A 16,115-nucleotide genomic window follows, 5' to 3' on the forward strand; every position below is an offset into this window, starting at 1 on the left:
TTCACCGGTCAGGCCGCCACGAAGCTGTCGCGGCATCCCACCCGGCAGAACCAGTGATCCTGCCCGTCGACCACGGCGTGCGGCGTGTCGTCGTCGATGAACACCGTCATCCCGCAGACCGGGTCGACCGCGCTCCGCGGCGGCGACGACGAGAGCGCGACAACCGTGGGACCGTCGACGGACGCCGCCGACGTGGGCAGGGATGGCAACGACAAGACCGGGGACGGCGTCGGAGCGGAGGGCGTCGGCGCGGGCTGGGAGGGCGCCGGCAGGGGAGAGCCGTTCGAGCGGAGCTCGCGGACCACCTCGGCGAGCAGGGACAGGGCGATCTCCTGCGGCGTGCGCGCGCCGATGTCGAGGCCCGCGTGCGGCCGGACGCGGGCCCGCTCCGCCGGGGTCAGGCCCATGCCGTCGAGCAGGACGGCGCTGCGCGTGCGGCTGGCGACGAGGGCGACGTACGGCACCCCGGCGTCCAGGGCCGAGCGGATCGCCCGCTCCTCGTCGCGACCCAGGCCGGCCACCACGACCGCGGTCGCGCCCTCGAAGGAGGATGGGGCGGGCACGTCGAAGTCGAGGAACGCGGCCAGGGTGACCACCGCGCGCGCGATCGGGGTGCTGCCCACGACGCCGATCAGGGGCCGGGGCAGGATCGGGCGCAGGAAGATCTCGATCGCCCCGCCGGAGTGGCACGGGTTGACCACGACCAGCGCGCCGGGAGTCTCGGGGAAGGCGGACGCGTCGTCGGGCAGCACCCGCAGCAGCATGGTGTTGCCGTCCTTGAGCGTGTCGAGCGCCGCCGCCCGGACGGAGCTCTCGGCGCACACCCCGCCGACGAAGCCCTCGATGGAGCCGTCGTCGAGGATGACCGCGTCGTCGCCGGCCCGGGCCGAGGTGGGCTCCTGAGCGCGGACCACGGTGGCGTGCACGAACGGGCGCCGCTGGGTCACGAGCTCGGCCGCACGGGAGGTGACGCTGGTGGTCACGTCTCTGGTGGTCACGTCTCTGGTGGTCATGGGCCGGCCTCAGATCGGCGGGGTGGCCCGGCCGCGCATGGCGTCCCACACCCGTGAGGGCGTGAGCGGCATGTCGGCGTGCCGCACCCCGTACGGCTTGAGCGCGTCCACCACGGCGTTGACGATGGCCGGTGGCGAGCCGACGGTCGCGGACTCCCCCACCCCCTTGGCGCCGATCGGGTGGTGCGGTGACGGCGTGACCGTGTAGCCGGTCTCCCAGTCGGGCACCTCGAGCGCGGTCGGGATCAGATAGTCCATCAGCGACGCGCCCAGGCAGTTGCCGTCCTCGTCGAAGGCGATCATCTCCATCAGGGCCATGCCCACGCCGTCGGTGAGCCCGCCGTGCACCTGGCCTTCGATGATCATCGGGTTGATCCGGGTGCCGCAGTCGTCGACCGCGATGAAGCGCCGCACCTTGACCTGGGCGGTGCCCGGGTCGATGTCGACGACGCAGATGTAGGCCCCGTGTGGATAGGTCAGATTGGACGGGTTGTAGCAGATCTGGGCCTCGAGACCGCCCTCGATGCCCTCGGGCAGGTCGCCCGCCCCGTGGGCCCGCATCGCGATCTGCTGGATGGTGACCGACTTGCCCGGGTCGCCCTTGACCTGGAACGAGCCTTTCACCCACTCCAGGTCGGCGACGGTCACCTCGAGCATGGCCGACGCGATGATCTGCGCCTTGTCGCGGACCTTGCGGGCGACCAGGGCGGCGGCCGCTCCCGACACCGGCGTCGAGCGGCTGCCGTACGTCCCCAGGCCGAACGGCGTCTGGTCGGTGTCGCCGTGCACGACCTCGATGTCGGCCGGCGGGATGCCGATCTCCTCGGCCACGATCTGCGCGAACGTCGTCTCGTGGCCCTGGCCCTGCGTCTTGACCGACAGGCGGACGACGGCCTTGCCGGTGGGGTGCACCCGCAGCTCGCACCCGTCGGCCATGCCGAGGCCGAGGATGTCCATGTTCTTGCGGGGGCCGGCGCCGACCGCCTCGGTGAAGAACGAGATGCCGATGCCCATCAGCTCGCCCCGGGACCTCTTCTCGGCCTGCTCGGCGCGCAGCTGGGCGTAGCCGGCGATGTCCATGGCCTGGCGCATCGTCGGCTCGTAGTTTCCCGAGTCGTACACCCAGCCGGTCTTGGTCTCGTACGGGAACTGGTCGGGCTGGATGAAGTTTTTCAGGCGCAGCTCGGCCGGGTCCATCTCGAGCTCGGCGGCGAGACAGTCGACGATGCGCTCGACCAGGTAGACCGCCTCGGTGATGCGGAAGCTGCACGCGTAGGCGACCCCGCCCGGCGCCTTGTTGGTGTAGACGGCAGTCATGCTGCAGTAGGCCGCTTCGAGGTCGTAGCTGCCGGTGAAGACGCCGAAGAAGCCGGCCGGGTATTTCACCGGAGCCGCGGTGCCGTTGAACGCGCCGTGGTCGGCCAGCACGTTGGTGCGGATGGCCAGGATCTTGCCGTCGCGGGTGGCCGCGATCTCGCCGCGCATGATGTAGTCGCGGGCGAACCCGGTGCTGATCAGGTTTTCCGACCTGTCCTCCATCCACTTCACCGGTTTGCCGGTGACGATGGAGCCGACGATCGCGCAGACGTAGCCGGGGTAGATCGGGACCTTGTTGCCGAAGCCGCCGCCGATGTCCGGCGCGATCACCTGGATCTTGTGTTCGGGCAGGCCGGCCACGATGGCGTAGAGGGTGCGGTGGGCGTGCGGGGCCTGGGTGGTCGACCACAGCTTGAGCTTGCCCTCGACCGCGTCGAAGTCGGCGACGGCGCCGCACGTCTCCATCGGCGCCGGGTGCACCCGGGGATAGACGATGTCCTGCTGGACGACCACGTCGGCCCGGGCGAAGACGGCCGCGGTGGCGTCGGCGTCGCCGGTCTCCCAGTCGAAGCAGTGGTTGTCGGTCTTGCCGTCGAGGTCGTCGCGGATCAGCGGCGCGCCCGGGGCCAGCGCCTGCCGCACGTCGATGACCGGGTCGAGGACCTCGTACTCCACGTCGATCAGCTCGAGCGCGTCGCGGGCCGAATACCGGTCGTCGGCGACGACGAACGCGACCTCCTGCCCCTGGAAGCGCACCTTGTCGGTCGCGAGCACGGCCTGCACGTCGTTGGACAGCGTCGGCATCCAGGCCAGGCCCAGCTCGGCCAGCTTGGCCCCGGTGACCACGGCCCGGATCCCGGGCGCGGCCTCGGCGGCGCTGGTGTCGACGCTGACGACCCGCGCGTGGGCGAACGGCGAGCGCAGGATGGCCAGATGCAGCATGCCCGGGAGCTGGACGTCGTCGGTGAAACGGCCGCGGCCCCGCAGCAGGCGCGGGTCCTCCTTGCGCAGCATCCGGCCGAAACCGACGGGCTTCTGATCGTTGTCGTCGAACGTGCTGGTGCGCGGCTCCTGCACGGCGGTCATGCCTGCGCTCCCTCGGTCTGGGCCGCGGCGGCCTCGTGCACGGAAGCCCAGCGCACCGAGCGGACGATGGTCGAATAGCCCGTACACCGGCAGATCTGACCCGAGATGGCCTCGCGGATCTCGGCGTCGGTCGGGTCGGGATTCTTGTCCAGCAGGGCCCGGCAGGTCATCATCATGCCCGGCGTGCAGAAGCCGCACTGCAGGCCGTGACACTGCATGAAGCCCTCTTGGATCGGGTCCAGCTCGGCCCCCTTGGCCAGGCCCTCGACCGTACGGACCTCATGGCCGCCGGCCATGGCGGCGAGCACCGTGCACGACTTGACCGGCTCGCCGTCGAGCCACACCACGCAGGTGCCGCAGTTGCTGGTGTCGCAGCCCCAGTGCGTGCCGGTCAGGCCGAGCACGTCGCGCAGGAAGTGCACGAGCAGCAGCCGGCCCTCGATCTCGCGGGTGACCTCGGCGTCGTTGACGATCATCGTGACCTGCATGACTTCAGCTCCTCGCCCGTGCGACGGCGGTCCGCAGCGTCCGCCTGGTCAGCTCGTCGGCGAGGTGGCGCTTGTAGTCGGCGCTGCCCCGCTGGTCGGTGGCCGGGTCGCAGCTGCGCGCCGCGATCGCGCCGGCCTGTTCGTACAGCTTCTCGGCGGGCTCGCGGCCACGCAGGGCGGCCGAGATCTCGGGGATGCCGGTCGTGTTGGGCCCGACCGCGGCCAGGCCCACGCGCGCGTCGGCGATCGTGCCGTCGGGGGCCAGCCAGACCGCGGCGCCGGCCGAGACGACGGCCCAGTCCCCGGCCCGTCGCTCGACCTTCACGTACGCGCTGCCGCCACCCGGCCGCACCGGCAGACGCACCTCGGTGAGCATCTCGCCGTCGCCGACCGCCGTCTCGTACGGCCCGACGTGGAACTCCCCCATCGACACGACCCGCTCGGCGCCGCCCGGACCGCGGATCACGCAGCTCGCGTCGAGCGTCGTGCAGACCGCGGACAGGTCCTCGGACGGGTCGGCCTGGCACAGCGAGCCGCCCAGCGTGCCCCGGTTGCGCACCACGGGGTCGGCGATCACCCGCTCGGCGTCCCGGAAGATCGGGAAGGCGGCGGCCAGCTCGTCGGACTCGAGCAGCTCGCGGTGGCGGGTCAGGGCCCCGATCCGTACCTCGCCGGCGCCGACCCGGATGTAGCCCAGCTCGGCGTGCAGCGGGTTGATGTCGATCAGGTAGTCGAACGTGGCCAGCCTCAGCTTCATCATCGGCAGCAGGCTGTGCCCGCCCGCCACCAGCCGCGCTGAGCTGCCCAGACGTTCCAGCAGTCCGATGGCCTGGTCCACACTGGTGGCACGCTCGTATTCGAACGGGGCCGGCACCTGCACGCTGCACCTCCTGCGATTGACGAGCATCTTTCCTGAGCGCGATCCAAAGTCAACAGCTACCTAAGGGATGCCTTAGGTTGCTCGGCGTAGTCGCCGGCGGTCCGCGCCGGGAGCGGACGCCGGCGATCCCGGCGGCCACGGCGGACCAATCGGGTGACGAGCCTCACCGGCCGGCGCGCCGGATATCGCGCCCGGAACCGGCTGGTGCTCCCGGATGTCCGGAAAGAGATCGGACCGGGATTCCGATCCGGGACTTTCGGTGCCGATGGGACAGCTGAGAAAGGGTCAGGTTCGCCGGATCCGGCCGATCGTCATCACGTGCCGCCCCGGGACGCCGAGTCCCGCCCACCTGGGGGCGGCCCGACCTGACACCGACAGGAACTTCAGTGGGCGGGAACGGGGGAACCAGATCGCCGGCCGACAGGCCGGCTCGGGGTGAGGTCGCGCGAGCGACGGGCCGCCTTCAGGCCTAATCCGACAGCTAACCTCGCAGGCGGTTGAAGGACCGAGGATCGTCTTGTCTTTCCCATCGACGCTGCGCCGCCTGCTGCTCCTCATCGCCGCGACGGCCATCGCCACCACCCTGCTCGTCACTCCGTCGGCCGCTCAGGCCACCACCCGGACCGCCGCCGCGCCGGCCGTCCCGAAGGCGACCCCGGTCGCCGCGGCGATCATCCGCGGCAACAAGATCGTCGCCGTCGCCCGCGCCCAGCAGGGCAAGCCCTACCGGTACGGGGCCCGCGGGCCCGGTGCGTTCGACTGCTCCGGGCTGGCCGGGTTCGCGTACGCGAAGGTCGGCCTCCGGCTGCCCCGCACGGCACAGGCGCAGTACACCGCGGCACGCAAGATCTCCAGCGCGGTGGCCCGGCCGGGCGACCTGGTGTTCTGGATGTCCGGCAGCCGCGCCTACCACGTGGCCGTCTACGCCGGCGCGGGCCGCGTGTGGCACGCGCCCAAGCCCGGCGACCGGGTGAAGCTGGCCCCGATCTGGTCGTGGAGCCAGGTCAGGTTCGGCCGGATCGGGAGCTGACCGCAGTCTCCGCGGACCCGGCGGGTGCGGTCCCGGCCGCGCCCGCCGGATCGGGTGCCCCGGCGCCGGGTTCCGCGCGGCCGAACCGGGCCCCGACCCGGGCGGCGAGCCGGTCGTAGGCCAGCAGCACCGCCCCGAGGACGCCGAAGATGACGCCCAGCTTCACGAACTGCCCGGCCACCCACCCGTACCCCTGGGAGGTGGGGTCGAGGAAGAAGTAGGGATAGCGGTCGCTGACCGTGGGAAACACGACCGCCCGGACCACCGAGGTCGCGCCGTAGCCGAGCGGGAACAGGATCCACAGCGGAAGGTCGCGCCAGGGCGAGGCCCGCCGCGGCCCGAACGCGACCCAGTCGGTCAGCACCAGCGCCGGCACGACGTAGTGGACCAGGAACCGCGACCAGTTGAGCATCTGCCGGCCCGGGTCGTCGACAGCCAGGCCGGGCAGCGGGTTCTCGCCGTTCTGCAGCATGAAATGCGAGATCAGCCCGGTGATGACGATCCACAGGGTGACCGCGCCGCGCAGTCGGGGCGCCGCCGGGCCGGTCGTGCGCCGCCGGATCATCCAGTAGAGGACGCCGCCGAAGTAGCCGAGCGTCACGATGTTGCTCTGGCTGGTGTAGAAGGCGAGCCGGTGCTCCCCGAGAAGCAGACCCGTCAGGCCGGAGCCGACGATCAGCACCCGCAGCCAGAACTGCGCGGTCAGTCCCACCCTCACCGCAGCGCTCCCTTCTGGACCTTGCCCATCGCGTTGCGCGGCAGCGCGTCGACCAGGTGCACCGCCCGGGGCCGCTTGTGGGCGGCCAGGCGGTCGGCGACCCAGGCGATCAGGTCACCCTCGCGGGCGCCGTCGGCCACCACGTACGCGGTGATCTGCTCGCCGAGATCCGGGTGCGGGGTGCCGACGACGGCGGCCTCGCGCACCGCGGGATGCAGCAGCAGCGCGTCCTCGACCTCGCCCGCGCCGACCCGGTAGCCGCCGGTCTTGATCAGGTCGGTGGAGGCACGGCCGACGATGCGGTGCCAGCCGTCCGGGCCGATCGTGGCCACGTCGCCGGTCGCGTACCAGCCGCCGGGATCGAGCGGCCTCGCGTGATCGGGCTGCCCGAGATAGCCGTCGAACAGGGTGGCCCCGCGCACCTGCAGGTGGCCGATCTCGCCGGTGGGCACGTCTTCGCCGGCCTCCCCGGTCAGGCGGGTCTCGACGCCGGGAATCGGCACGCCGACGTGCCCGGGACGCCGTTCGCCGTCGGCCCGGGCGCTCACGGTGATCAGCGTTTCGGTCATGCCGTACCGCTCGACCGGAGCCTGACCGGTCAGCGCGACCAGGTCGTCGAAGACCGGGACGGGCAGCGCCGCGCTGCCGGAGACCAGCAGGCGGGCGTGGCTGAGCGCGCGGGCCTCGGCGGGGGCGGCGCAGACGCGCGACCACACGGTGGGGACGCCGAAGTACATCGATCCGGGCGTGGCCGCGTACGCCTGCGGGGTGGGCCGGCCGGTGTGGACCAGTCGTGAGCCGAGCCGCAGCGGACCGAGGACGCCCAGCACCAGGCCGTGCACGTGGAAGAGCGGGAGACCGTGCACGAGAGTGTCGTCCGCCGTCCACTGCCACACCTCGGCCAGCGCGTCCAGGTCGGCCGCGAGGGCCCGGCGCGAGAGGACGGCGCCCTTGGGCGGCCCGGTGGTGCCGCTGGTGTAGAGGACCAGCGCGGGCGCGTCGGCATCGGGCTCGTCCGGCACGGCCTGACCGGTGCCCGCCGCCGCCGGATCGATCAGCTCGGCGCCGGAGTCCCGCAGGATGTGGGCCCGCTCGAGCTCGCCGGCGTCGGGCGGGACGGGTACGGCGGGGACGCCCGCCAGCAGCGCGGCGGTGATCGCCACGACGGTGTCGATCGTGGGGGTGGCATGCACGGCCACCATGCGGCGCCCGGCCAGCCCGGCGGCCAGGGCCGAGGCGCGGCCCAGCAGGTCGTGCCGGGAGATCGCCGACTGCGCGTCGCGGACGGCGGCGGGCTGGTCGGCGTCGTCGTGCAGCGCCCGCAGCAGCCTCGTCACCGAGCCGCCGACCGGGTCACCGGAGGGACGACGAGAGCGACGGTCAGCGAAGCCATCCGCCCACTTTAGGCCTTGGCTTTCAGCCCGTCGAAGACGATGGACAGGACGCGGGCCCGCAGCGCGGCGCCGTCCGCGTCGAGCTCGGGCACCCGCGAGACGGCCAGCATGAGCGCGACGAGCTCGGGGACGGTCACGTCGGGCCGGACGGCGCCCTGCTGCTGAGCGCGGGCGAGGAGGGAGCTCAGCGCGCGGGGCAACTGCTCGCGGGCCGGGGACAGGGCCTCGCTGAGGTTGGCCGCGGCGAAGGCGTCGGCCCAGTCCTGTTTGCCCGCGGCCACCTCGGCCACCCGGTGCAGGAAGACCCAGATCGCCTCGCCCGGCTCCTCGGATCGCACCAGCCGGTCGGCCTCCTCGCCGAAGCGCCGTAGCCGTTCGCGGAAGACCGCTTCGATCAGCGCCGCCTTGGTCGGGAAGTGCCGGAAGACGGTGCCGATGCCGACACCCGCCGCGCGGGCCACTTCCTCGGTGGAGACTGCCGTGCCTCGCGCCACGAACACCTGCTCGGCCGCCGCGAGCACGCGGGACCGATTGCGTAACGCATCAGCACGCGGCGCGCGTGCAGCCATGGTTCACTCCCCGTCCGCTTTGCGGCTTTCACCGCCGGTTGACCGTTCATCAGCCTAGCGTCCCCTTTGTAACGGAGTGATCACTCCACTTTAGACATTCAAGGCCGAGAAAAGTCTGCCTCCCCGCCCCCGGCGGGGCCTCCCCCGGGGACCCGGACACCGCCGGACCTGTCTCGACTGTCCGCGCCCACCAGGGCAGACGGACGACGCCACCTCGGCCGGGACGTCCGGGCTCGGGCGGATACGCGGGGCGACTCAAACGCTGCGCCGCGCCGAGCGAAGGCCGTCGGAGAGTGAGCAAGGCCGCACCTGCCGTGACGTGCACCTCGCCCCTGTCGCTTCCGGCATCCTAGGAGGCTAGGTGACTTCCATGGCGCAAAAGAACGAGCGCCCGGCACCGTTCGGAAACGGCCGGGCGCTCGTCGGGCAGGTACGTGGGGCGCTACTTCAGCAGGCGCTTGTCCACGTTGAGGGGCTTGGGCAGCGCGATGGTGATCCACTCGTTGTTGTCGGCGGCGGTGGCGCTGCGGCCGGTCGAGAACGGGAAGTTGTTGTCGTTCAGCACGGCGATCGTGCGGTCGTCGAGGATGACGACGTCCTCGATGGTCTGGAACGGGAACGTGAACGTGGGGCCGAAGCCGCCGACCCGGCGCGGGTTGGCCACGTTCATGAGGTCGACCAGCAGGGTCTTCTGGAGCTTGGTGCCGCGCTTCTCGGCGAGGTAGATCTTCTTGACGACGGCCGTGGCGCCCTGCCCGCCGTCCCGCTCGATGATCAGGAACCGGTTGCGGTCGACCGAGATCGCGTCGCCGATCGCGAGGTCGGGGTTGTCCAGCTGATAGGTCCAGCGCTTGCCGGTGTACTTCTTCGCGCGGACGTCGAACTCATTGAGCCGCAGCTCGCCGGCCGGGTCACCGGTGACCGTGCCCTCGAGCAGCCCGTAGAGGTAACGCCCGTCGGGTGACTGGGCCAGCCCCTCGTAGCCCTTGCTGCTGCGCGCGGTCGCGGTGACGCCGGTGCGGGCGGCGGTCTCGGGAGCGACCACGCCGTCGAGCGCGACCGGGGCGTCGAGCAGACGGCCGGCCCGGTCGAAGTGCAGCAGGTACGGGCCGAACTCGTCGCCGATCCAGTACGAGTTGTCAGCCGCGCGGACGATCGACTCGGGGTCGAAGTCGGCGCCGGTGAGGACCCGGTCCGTGCGGGTGAGGGTCCACGGGATCAGCCCGTCGGGGTCGGTCAGGTTGATGCCGCCGACGACGTCGACCTGCTTGGTACGGAAGACGGGCGCCAGTCTCTGGATGCGCAGCAGGAAGTCGCCCGAGTTGGCCTGGTTGCCGTACCCGTTGTCGGAGAGCACGTCGAAGGTGCCGTCGCCGTTGTCGACGATGCCCGAGAAGCCCTGGATCGGCTGGTCGGCGAAGGGGACGGTGAAGCCGTTGAGGTTGCCGGTGGCCAGCGCGCCGGACTGCTCGCTGCCCGGGACGAACGTGCCGGCGGGCAGCGCGGCCCACCCGGTCAGCGTGGGCGTGGTGACCCGGTGGCCGCCGGCGTACGAGGCGGTGCCGGCCAGCGACACGGTGAGCGCCAGGACACCGGTCCCGGCCAGAAGGCGGACGATCTTTCGCATGGCCGCAGGTTAGGGACCGCGGGTTAAGCGGGATCGACGAACGGCTTGCGCGGGCGGGCGCAATGGTCAAAAGGTGAGCTGCCGGGCCGCCGTCTCGGACTCGCTCAGGGCAGCGATCGTCTCGACGCCACCGCCGAAGCCGGCCGCGGCCACCCCGGCGATCACCGTGGCGGCGCGCAGAGCGTGGTGGCCACCGTGGCGCCGGGTGGCGGCCTTGAGGTTGTGGACCACCGCCCGCGGGAGGGTGCGGCGCAGGTAGTCCTGTTCGGCGCCCAGCTTCTGGCCGCGCGGGAGCAGGCCGGCCATCTGGACCTTGCCGCGGCCCTCGGCGTAACAGCGGCGCAGGAAGAACCCGAACGTCGAGCGGCCGAGCGGGACGTCGTGCTCGATGACCGAGTCGGGGACGTACATCCAGTGGCCGCCGAGCTGGGCGCTGATCCGCAGGCACAGCTCGGTGTCCTCGGGACGGTTCCGGTCGCCGAGCTTGCCGAACCCGGCCCGGAAGCCACCCACCCGCTCGAACGCGTCGCGCCGGACCATCATGCCGGCCGACCAGACGTTGCGGATCTCGGCGACCGACGTGGGCAGGCCCGCGTACGAGACCCCGACGGTCCACAGGAGCTCGTCCGGCAGCCAGGCCGGGCGGCTGCGCTCCCACGCCGGGACGATGAGGCCGCCCGCGCCGAGGACCGCCGGGTCGTCGAACGGGGCGGCCAGGTGACTCAGCCAGGTGTCGTGGGCGACCGTGTCGTCGTCGAGGAAGGCGATCAGCTCGGAGCGGGCGTGGAAGGCACCGGTGTTGCGGTTGCCCGAGGCGCCTCGCACCGACGCGTTCTCGAGCACGGTGACACCGGTGAACTCGGCCCGCGCCCGCTCGAGGAGCGCGGGGTTGTGGTCGACCACGACGATGATCTCGGCCGGGGCGGCCTTCTGCGCCTGGGCCGACGCGACCGTACGCCGCAGCGGAGCCCAGCGGTGCTCGCTGTGCGTAGGGATGATGACGCTGGCGTCGATGCTGTCGGTCATGGCGGGCTCTCCCGGACAGAGAAAAAGCGGAGGTGTGGGCGTTCGCAAGCCGGCTCGTTCAACCGGCGATGCGGAAGCTACACATCGAAGCTATGAATGCGATAAGAGTGTGACCGGCGATCATTTACAGTTCCGGCGCCATTGTTTCGGTCCCGGAAATGCTTCGGACAAGGGCGCTTTCATCGACGCGCGGGCCGAAACCGGATCAAGCTGACCTAGTTGCCACGTAAAGCAAACCAGCGGGGCACTTGGTTCGTTTGCCCAGCGTGGTGGGGTACGGATGAGCGGGTAGTCCGATCCGAGGCTGTTCACGGTGAGGTGGACCGGCCGCTACGGGAAGCGGGAAAGCGTCGACGGCCATTCGTCCCGGCATCATCACCAGTTCGGCCGATTCTGTTCCGGACCGCGAGCTGTGCACGGACACAGGAATGGCCGAGAATGAGCCGTGCACGGTTGTTACCGGGACCCGCAGGAGCGGACCGCGGCGACGATCAGCGCCAGAAGACGGCGACCGCGGCGTTGGCCAGGGTCAGCGTGATGATGCCGATGAAGTGGCCCTTGTCCACGGCCTCGCGCTTGCGCGGGACGAAGACCATGATGAAGATCAGGATGGCCAGCAGGAGCTTGACGCCCAGCTTGATCGGGCTGGGTTCCGCGTCGCCGCCGCCGCGCAGCGGGGCGGCCAGCGCGAGACCCGACAGCAGCTGGATCACCGAACCCCACAGCACGGCCGGGTTGATCCGGAACTTGCCGGTGAGGAACTGGGCGACCGCCCCGCCGAGCAGCAGCGCGAAGCCGACCAGGTGGATGAAGAGCAGGATCAACCGGAGTGCTTCCACCCCCGGAAGCTTGCCAAAGCCCGCCCTCCCCGGCTCATCCGGGTCGGGTCACCGCGACACGGGCAGGGTGAACAGGCCGCGCAGGAGCAGACCGGGGCGCCAGGTCAGCTCGGAGGCCGGGACCGCCAGGCGGAGCGACGGGAACCGGGTGGTCAGGGCCCCGAAGGCGATCTGCGCTTCGAGCCGGGCCAGCGGCGCGCCCAGGCAGTAGTGGATGCCGTGACCGAAGGCCAGGTGCGGGTTCTGCGCGCGGTCGAGCCGCAGGTCGTCCGGGTCGGGGAAGCGGTCCTCGTCACGGTTGGCCGAGAGCAGGCCGATGACCACCGGGGCGTACGCGGGGATGCGCCGGCCGCCCAGGGTGACGGGCTCGGTCGTGAAGCGGAACGTGGCTGTCTCGACCGGGGACTCGTACCGGAGGAACTCCTCGATGGCCGTGGGGAGCAGGTCGGGCTGCGCGCACAGCCGCTCCCAGCGCTCCCGCTCGCTGAGCACCAGGTAGGCGCCGTTGCCGATCAGGTTGACGGTCGTCTCGTGACCGGCGATCAACAGCAGGAAGACCATCGAGATCAGCTCGTCCTCGCTGAGCCGGTCCTCGCTGTCGCGCACCTCGATCAGGCCGGACAGCAGATCGGCGCCGGGCCGGGCGCGGCGATCGGCCACCAGTTCCTTGATGTACGCGACCATCGCCTGCGCCGCGGCCGGGAAGTCGGCCTGGTAGGCGACGCCGCCCACGATGACGTTCGACCATCGGCGGAAGGCGTCCCGGTCGTCGGCCGGGATGCCGAGCAGCTCGCAGATCACCTGGATGGGCAGCGGGAAGGCGAACGCGTCGATCAGGTCGAACGTCTCGCCCGCAGCGGGGAAGGCGTCGAGCAGCGCGTCGGTGATCTCGGTGATGCGCGGGCGCAGCGCCTCGATGCGGCGGGCCGTGAAGGCGGCCGAGACCAGCCGGCGCAGGCGGGTGTGGTCGGGCGGGTCGACCGCGAGCATGTGGCGGGACAGAGCCCGCTCGATCTCGCTCGACGGGTGGCCGTCGTTGCGGCCGGTCTTGGAGAACCGGGGGTCGGTGAGCGCCTGCCGCGCGTCGTCGTAGCGGGTCACCAGCCAGACGACCGCGCCGCTGGCGATCCGGACCTCGCGGACCGGGCCGTCGCGCCGCCACGTCGCGTACGCGGGATGGGGATCGGCGTGGAACCTCGGGTCGGCCAGATTGTCCCGGACGCTCTGCGACATGCCTGCGCTCCTCCCGTCATTCACGGACATCTATGACAGTACGCCCCGCGATCCCGTGCCAGGCGAGCAAATTGTCCCCTTCGGCGACCACGGGATCGAGGTCCACCGGAAAGAACATGGTGACACGCAGGGTGTCGTCCGAGATGGTCCATCGGCCCGCGACGCGCCCGTCGACCAGGACGAACCGGGCGCCCTCGACGCTCAGCCCGCGGTGCGCGTTGTCGATGACCCGGCTGCGGTCGTCGAAGCCGAGCACCACGTTGTCGAAGGCGGGCAGGAAGCGCGGCGGCAGCGGCTGATCGGGATCGGGCAGCGGGCCGTCGAGCACGTCGAGCAGCTCGCGACCCCGGACGTCGCGGAAGCTGCGCAGCCGGGGCCGCAGCCGTTTGATCGACTCGCGCAGGCCGCTCAGCCCCGACCAGGCCCGGATGTCGGCCGAGGACGCCGGGCCGAACGCCCGCAGGTAGCGCAGCACGAGGTCGTCGGCGACGCACGGCGGCGGAACGGGGCGGCCCAGCCACGCGGCGATCGTCGTGTTGCGGGCGGGCGCCACCTGACCCCAGACCCCGCGTGGCGGCACCTGCACGAGCGGCACGAGCGAGCTCAGCGTGTCGCCCAGCACCCGGGCCGGCACCGAGGGCCAGCGCCCGCCGACCGCGCGCCCCACCTCGGGCAGCGTGCTCGGGGCGCGGGCGAAATGCGGCTCCCCCGCGGCGGCCAGCTCGTCGAGGTCGACGCCCTCGAGGTCGCGGCGGTAGACGGCCCGGATCCGGGCCTCGAGCATCGGCTGGTGCAGCCCGCGCAGCTCGAGGCAGTCGGCCGCCGTGACCAGGTGCATCGTGCGCCGCATGAGCAGCGTGCGGACGACCTGACGGCTTTCGAGCAGCCCGACCAGCTCGGCCGGCCGGAACCCGTCGAGCCGGGACCACAGACCGATGTACGGCTCCTGCGGCTCCTGGGCCTGAATGCCGATGAGCTGGGCGACGGCCTCGACGGCCGGCCGGGCCCGGCGTTCGTCGAGCAGTTGCCGCGCCATCAGGGCCCGGTTGAGCGCACGGTTGCCGAGCACATCCATGCGAGGAAACTAGTCGTCGAATCCTTCGTCGGCACGCTCGCGGCGCAGGTGGACCTCGGCCCGGCGGGCCAGCGGCCCCTCCTCGGCGGCCAGGCCGGTGTACATGCCCTGCACCTTCTCGGACGGCTGGTTGGGCGGCAGCAGCGGCATGGCGGGGTCGGTCCGGGCGTCGATGACCACCGGCCGGTCCGCGGTCAGCGCCGTCTCCCAGGCCGCGTCCATCTCGGCCGGCGACTCGACCCGCAGGCCGCGCAGCCCGAGCAGCTCGGCGTATCCCGCATAGGGCACGTCGGGCAGCTCCTGCGAGGTCGCGAACCGCGGCTCGGACTCCATCTCGCGCTGCTCCCAGCTCACCTCGGCCAGGTCGCGGTTGTTGAGCACGCACACCACGAACCGCGGGTCGGGCCAGTCGCGCCAGCGGGCGGCCACGGTGACCAGCTCGGCCAGGCCGGTCATCTGCAGGGCGCCGTCACCGCTGAGCACGACGACCGGGCTCCCCGGCGCGGCCAGTTTCGCCGCGATCCCGTACGGGATCCCGCAGCCCATCGAGGCGAGCGTGCTCGACAGATGGGCCGGCACCCCGCGCGGCAGCCGGAGGTGGCGCGCGTACCAGTAGACGACGGAGCCGACGTCGACGGCGACCCGTGCGTCGTCCGGCAGCCGGCCGTTGAGCGAGCGCACCACGTGCTGCGGGTTCAGCGGTTCGGCCTCGGCGGCCGCGCGCGACGCGGCGATGTCGTGCCAGCGGGTCACCCAGCCCTCGACGCGCTCGCGCCAGGCCCGGTGGCCGGCCGGCTTGACCAGGCCGATCAGCGCGCGCACGGTCTCGGCGGCGTCCCCGACCAGCGGCACCTCGACCGGGTAGCGCACGCCGAGCTGGCGGCCGTCGATGTCGATCTGCACCGCCCGGGCCTGTCCCGGCTTCGGATAGAACTCGGTCCACGGGTCGTTGGTGCCGATCAGCAGCAGCGTGTCGCACTCCTGCAGCAGCTGCGCGCTGGCGGTGGTGCCGAGGTGGCCCATCACGCCGGTGTGGAAGGGCAGGGTCTCGTCGAGCACCGGCTTGCCCAGCAGCGAACTGGTCAGGCCCGCCCCCAGCCGGTCGGTCAGCTCGAGGATCTCGCCCGCCGCCGCGTACGCGCCCTGGCCGACCATGACGGCCACCCGCTCACCGGCCGAGAGCACCTCGGCGGCGGCCCGCAGGTCGCTGTCGTAGGGCACCACCCGGGCCGGGCGCAGACCAGGGCTGGTCACCATCACCCCGTGCTCCTGGGCCTGCTCGTCGGGGGCCGGGGCGGTCTGCACGTCGTGCGGCAGGATCACGCACGTGGGGCTGCGCGTGGACAGAGCCGTACGGAAGGCCCGGTCGAGCAGCATGGGCAGCTGCTCGGGGGCGTGCGCCGTCTGGACGAACTGGGCGCACACGTCGCCGAACAGCCGCTGCAGGTCGATCTCCTGCTGGTAGGCGCTGCCGAGCACGCTGGAGGCCTGCTGACCGACGATCGCGACCACCGGCTTGCCGTCGAGCTTGGCGTCGTAGAGCCCGTTGAGCAGATGCACCGCGCCGGGGCCCTGGGTGGACAGGCAGACGCCGGGGCCGCCGGTGTACTTCGCGTGGCCGACCGCCATGAACGCCGCGTTCTCCTCGTGCCGGGCCTGCACGAACACCGGGCGACCGGCCCGGCGCAACGCCCCCATCACGCCGTCGATCCCGTCGCCGGAGTACCCGAAGACCCGGTCGACCCCCCACGCCGACAGGCGCTCCACCACCAGGTCCGAGACCGTCCGCTCGTCAGCCATGCCGCCACCCTTCCTCGCGT

The 16,115-nt window shown here is 71.9% G+C and carries 14 protein-coding genes and 1 riboswitch; of the genes, 1 reads left to right on the forward strand and 13 read right to left on the reverse strand.

What is annotated here, in order from left to right; genetic code table 11:
* Window positions 1–8 precede the first annotated feature (8 nt).
* Genes HJC40_RS20620 through HJC40_RS20635 form a run of 4 tightly spaced genes read right to left on the reverse strand, consistent with a single transcriptional unit; the run spans window position 9 to window position 4,784 of the window.
* Window positions 9–1,013 (reverse strand): XdhC family protein, encoded by a 1,005-nt coding sequence (locus HJC40_RS20620; RefSeq protein ID WP_250002891.1) that lies wholly within the window; start codon window positions 1,011–1,013, stop codon window positions 9–11.
* Between the two features lie 9 nt (window positions 1,014–1,022).
* Window positions 1,023–3,416 carry an aerobic carbon-monoxide dehydrogenase large subunit gene (locus HJC40_RS20625; protein ID WP_250002892.1) on the reverse strand — a complete coding sequence of 798 codons (2,394 nt, stop codon included), beginning with the start codon at window positions 3,414–3,416 and terminating at the stop codon, window positions 1,023–1,025.
* Window positions 3,413–3,904 (reverse strand): (2Fe-2S)-binding protein, encoded by a 492-nt coding sequence (locus HJC40_RS20630; RefSeq protein WP_250002893.1) that lies wholly within the window; start codon window positions 3,902–3,904, stop codon window positions 3,413–3,415. Before HJC40_RS20630 ends, HJC40_RS20625 begins: the two co-directional genes overlap by 4 nt.
* A gap of 4 nt (window positions 3,905–3,908) precedes the next feature.
* The gene (locus HJC40_RS20635) at window positions 3,909–4,784 is read right to left on the reverse strand and encodes a xanthine dehydrogenase family protein subunit M (RefSeq protein ID WP_250002894.1); all 876 of its coding nucleotides are present in this window, start codon (window positions 4,782–4,784) and stop codon (window positions 3,909–3,911) included.
* Between the two features lie 362 nt (window positions 4,785–5,146).
* A riboswitch (cyclic di-AMP (ydaO/yuaA leader) is annotated at window positions 5,147–5,296 on the forward strand.
* 5 nt (window positions 5,297–5,301) lie between these two features.
* Here HJC40_RS20635 and HJC40_RS20640 point away from each other — a divergent pair.
* Window positions 5,302–5,814 carry a C40 family peptidase gene (locus HJC40_RS20640; RefSeq protein ID WP_250002895.1) on the forward strand — a complete coding sequence of 171 codons (513 nt, stop codon included), beginning with the start codon at window positions 5,302–5,304 and terminating at the stop codon, window positions 5,812–5,814.
* Here the strand turns inward: HJC40_RS20640 and HJC40_RS20645 are convergent.
* The 9 genes from HJC40_RS20645 to HJC40_RS20685 all read right to left on the reverse strand — a co-directional run bounded on the left by HJC40_RS20645 (window position 5,789) and on the right by HJC40_RS20685 (window position 16,095).
* The gene (locus tag HJC40_RS20645; protein WP_250002896.1) at window positions 5,789–6,532 is read right to left on the reverse strand and encodes a Pr6Pr family membrane protein; all 744 of its coding nucleotides are present in this window, start codon (window positions 6,530–6,532) and stop codon (window positions 5,789–5,791) included. The genes HJC40_RS20640 and HJC40_RS20645 overlap by 26 nt on opposite strands.
* A complete protein-coding gene (locus HJC40_RS20650; RefSeq protein ID WP_250002897.1) occupies window positions 6,529–7,869 on the reverse strand; it encodes an AMP-binding protein in 1,341 nt (446 codons plus the stop codon). Before HJC40_RS20650 ends, HJC40_RS20645 begins: the two co-directional genes overlap by 4 nt.
* Window positions 7,870–7,934: 65 nt before the next feature.
* A complete protein-coding gene (locus HJC40_RS20655; RefSeq protein ID WP_250002898.1) occupies window positions 7,935–8,495 on the reverse strand; it encodes a TetR/AcrR family transcriptional regulator in 561 nt (186 codons plus the stop codon).
* Between the two features lie 442 nt (window positions 8,496–8,937).
* Window positions 8,938–10,122 (reverse strand): esterase-like activity of phytase family protein, encoded by a 1,185-nt coding sequence (locus HJC40_RS20660; protein ID WP_250002899.1) that lies wholly within the window; start codon window positions 10,120–10,122, stop codon window positions 8,938–8,940.
* Between the two features lie 66 nt (window positions 10,123–10,188).
* Window positions 10,189–11,148 carry a glycosyltransferase family 2 protein gene (locus tag HJC40_RS20665; protein ID WP_250002900.1) on the reverse strand — a complete coding sequence of 320 codons (960 nt, stop codon included), beginning with the start codon at window positions 11,146–11,148 and terminating at the stop codon, window positions 10,189–10,191.
* Between the two features lie 491 nt (window positions 11,149–11,639).
* Window positions 11,640–11,987, reverse strand: a complete 348-nt coding sequence (locus HJC40_RS20670; RefSeq protein ID WP_250002901.1) for a hypothetical protein — start codon at window positions 11,985–11,987, stop codon at window positions 11,640–11,642.
* A 48-nt stretch (window positions 11,988–12,035) separates the two neighbouring features.
* A complete protein-coding gene (locus HJC40_RS20675; protein ID WP_250002902.1) occupies window positions 12,036–13,220 on the reverse strand; it encodes a cytochrome P450 in 1,185 nt (394 codons plus the stop codon).
* 16 nt (window positions 13,221–13,236) lie between these two features.
* A complete protein-coding gene (locus tag HJC40_RS20680; RefSeq protein WP_250002903.1) occupies window positions 13,237–14,295 on the reverse strand; it encodes a winged helix DNA-binding domain-containing protein in 1,059 nt (352 codons plus the stop codon).
* 9 nt (window positions 14,296–14,304) lie between these two features.
* A complete protein-coding gene (locus tag HJC40_RS20685) occupies window positions 14,305–16,095 on the reverse strand; it encodes a thiamine pyrophosphate-requiring protein (protein ID WP_250002904.1) in 1,791 nt (596 codons plus the stop codon).
* Window positions 16,096–16,115 lie beyond the last annotated feature (20 nt).

The organism is Actinoplanes sp. M2I2 (assembly GCF_023544445.1).
Classification (GTDB): Bacteria; Actinomycetota; Actinomycetes; order Mycobacteriales; family Micromonosporaceae; genus Actinoplanes.

Coding starts and splice junctions, on each gene's coding strand:
- HJC40_RS20620 (WP_250002891.1), bottom strand. CDS start 1,013: ATGACCACCAGAGACGTGACCACCAGAGACGTGACCACCAGCGTCACC.
- HJC40_RS20625 (WP_250002892.1), bottom strand. CDS start 3,416: ATGACCGCCGTGCAGGAGCCGCGCACCAGCACGTTCGACGACAACGAT.
- HJC40_RS20630 (WP_250002893.1), bottom strand. CDS start 3,904: ATGCAGGTCACGATGATCGTCAACGACGCCGAGGTCACCCGCGAGATC.
- HJC40_RS20655 (WP_250002898.1), bottom strand. CDS start 8,495: ATGGCTGCACGCGCGCCGCGTGCTGATGCGTTACGCAATCGGTCCCGC.
- HJC40_RS20660 (WP_250002899.1), bottom strand. CDS start 10,122: ATGCGAAAGATCGTCCGCCTTCTGGCCGGGACCGGTGTCCTGGCGCTC.
- HJC40_RS20665 (WP_250002900.1), bottom strand. CDS start 11,148: ATGACCGACAGCATCGACGCCAGCGTCATCATCCCTACGCACAGCGAG.
- HJC40_RS20675 (WP_250002902.1), bottom strand. CDS start 13,220: ATGTCGCAGAGCGTCCGGGACAATCTGGCCGACCCGAGGTTCCACGCC.
- HJC40_RS20680 (WP_250002903.1), bottom strand. CDS start 14,295: ATGGATGTGCTCGGCAACCGTGCGCTCAACCGGGCCCTGATGGCGCGG.
- HJC40_RS20685 (WP_250002904.1), bottom strand. CDS start 16,095: ATGGCTGACGAGCGGACGGTCTCGGACCTGGTGGTGGAGCGCCTGTCG.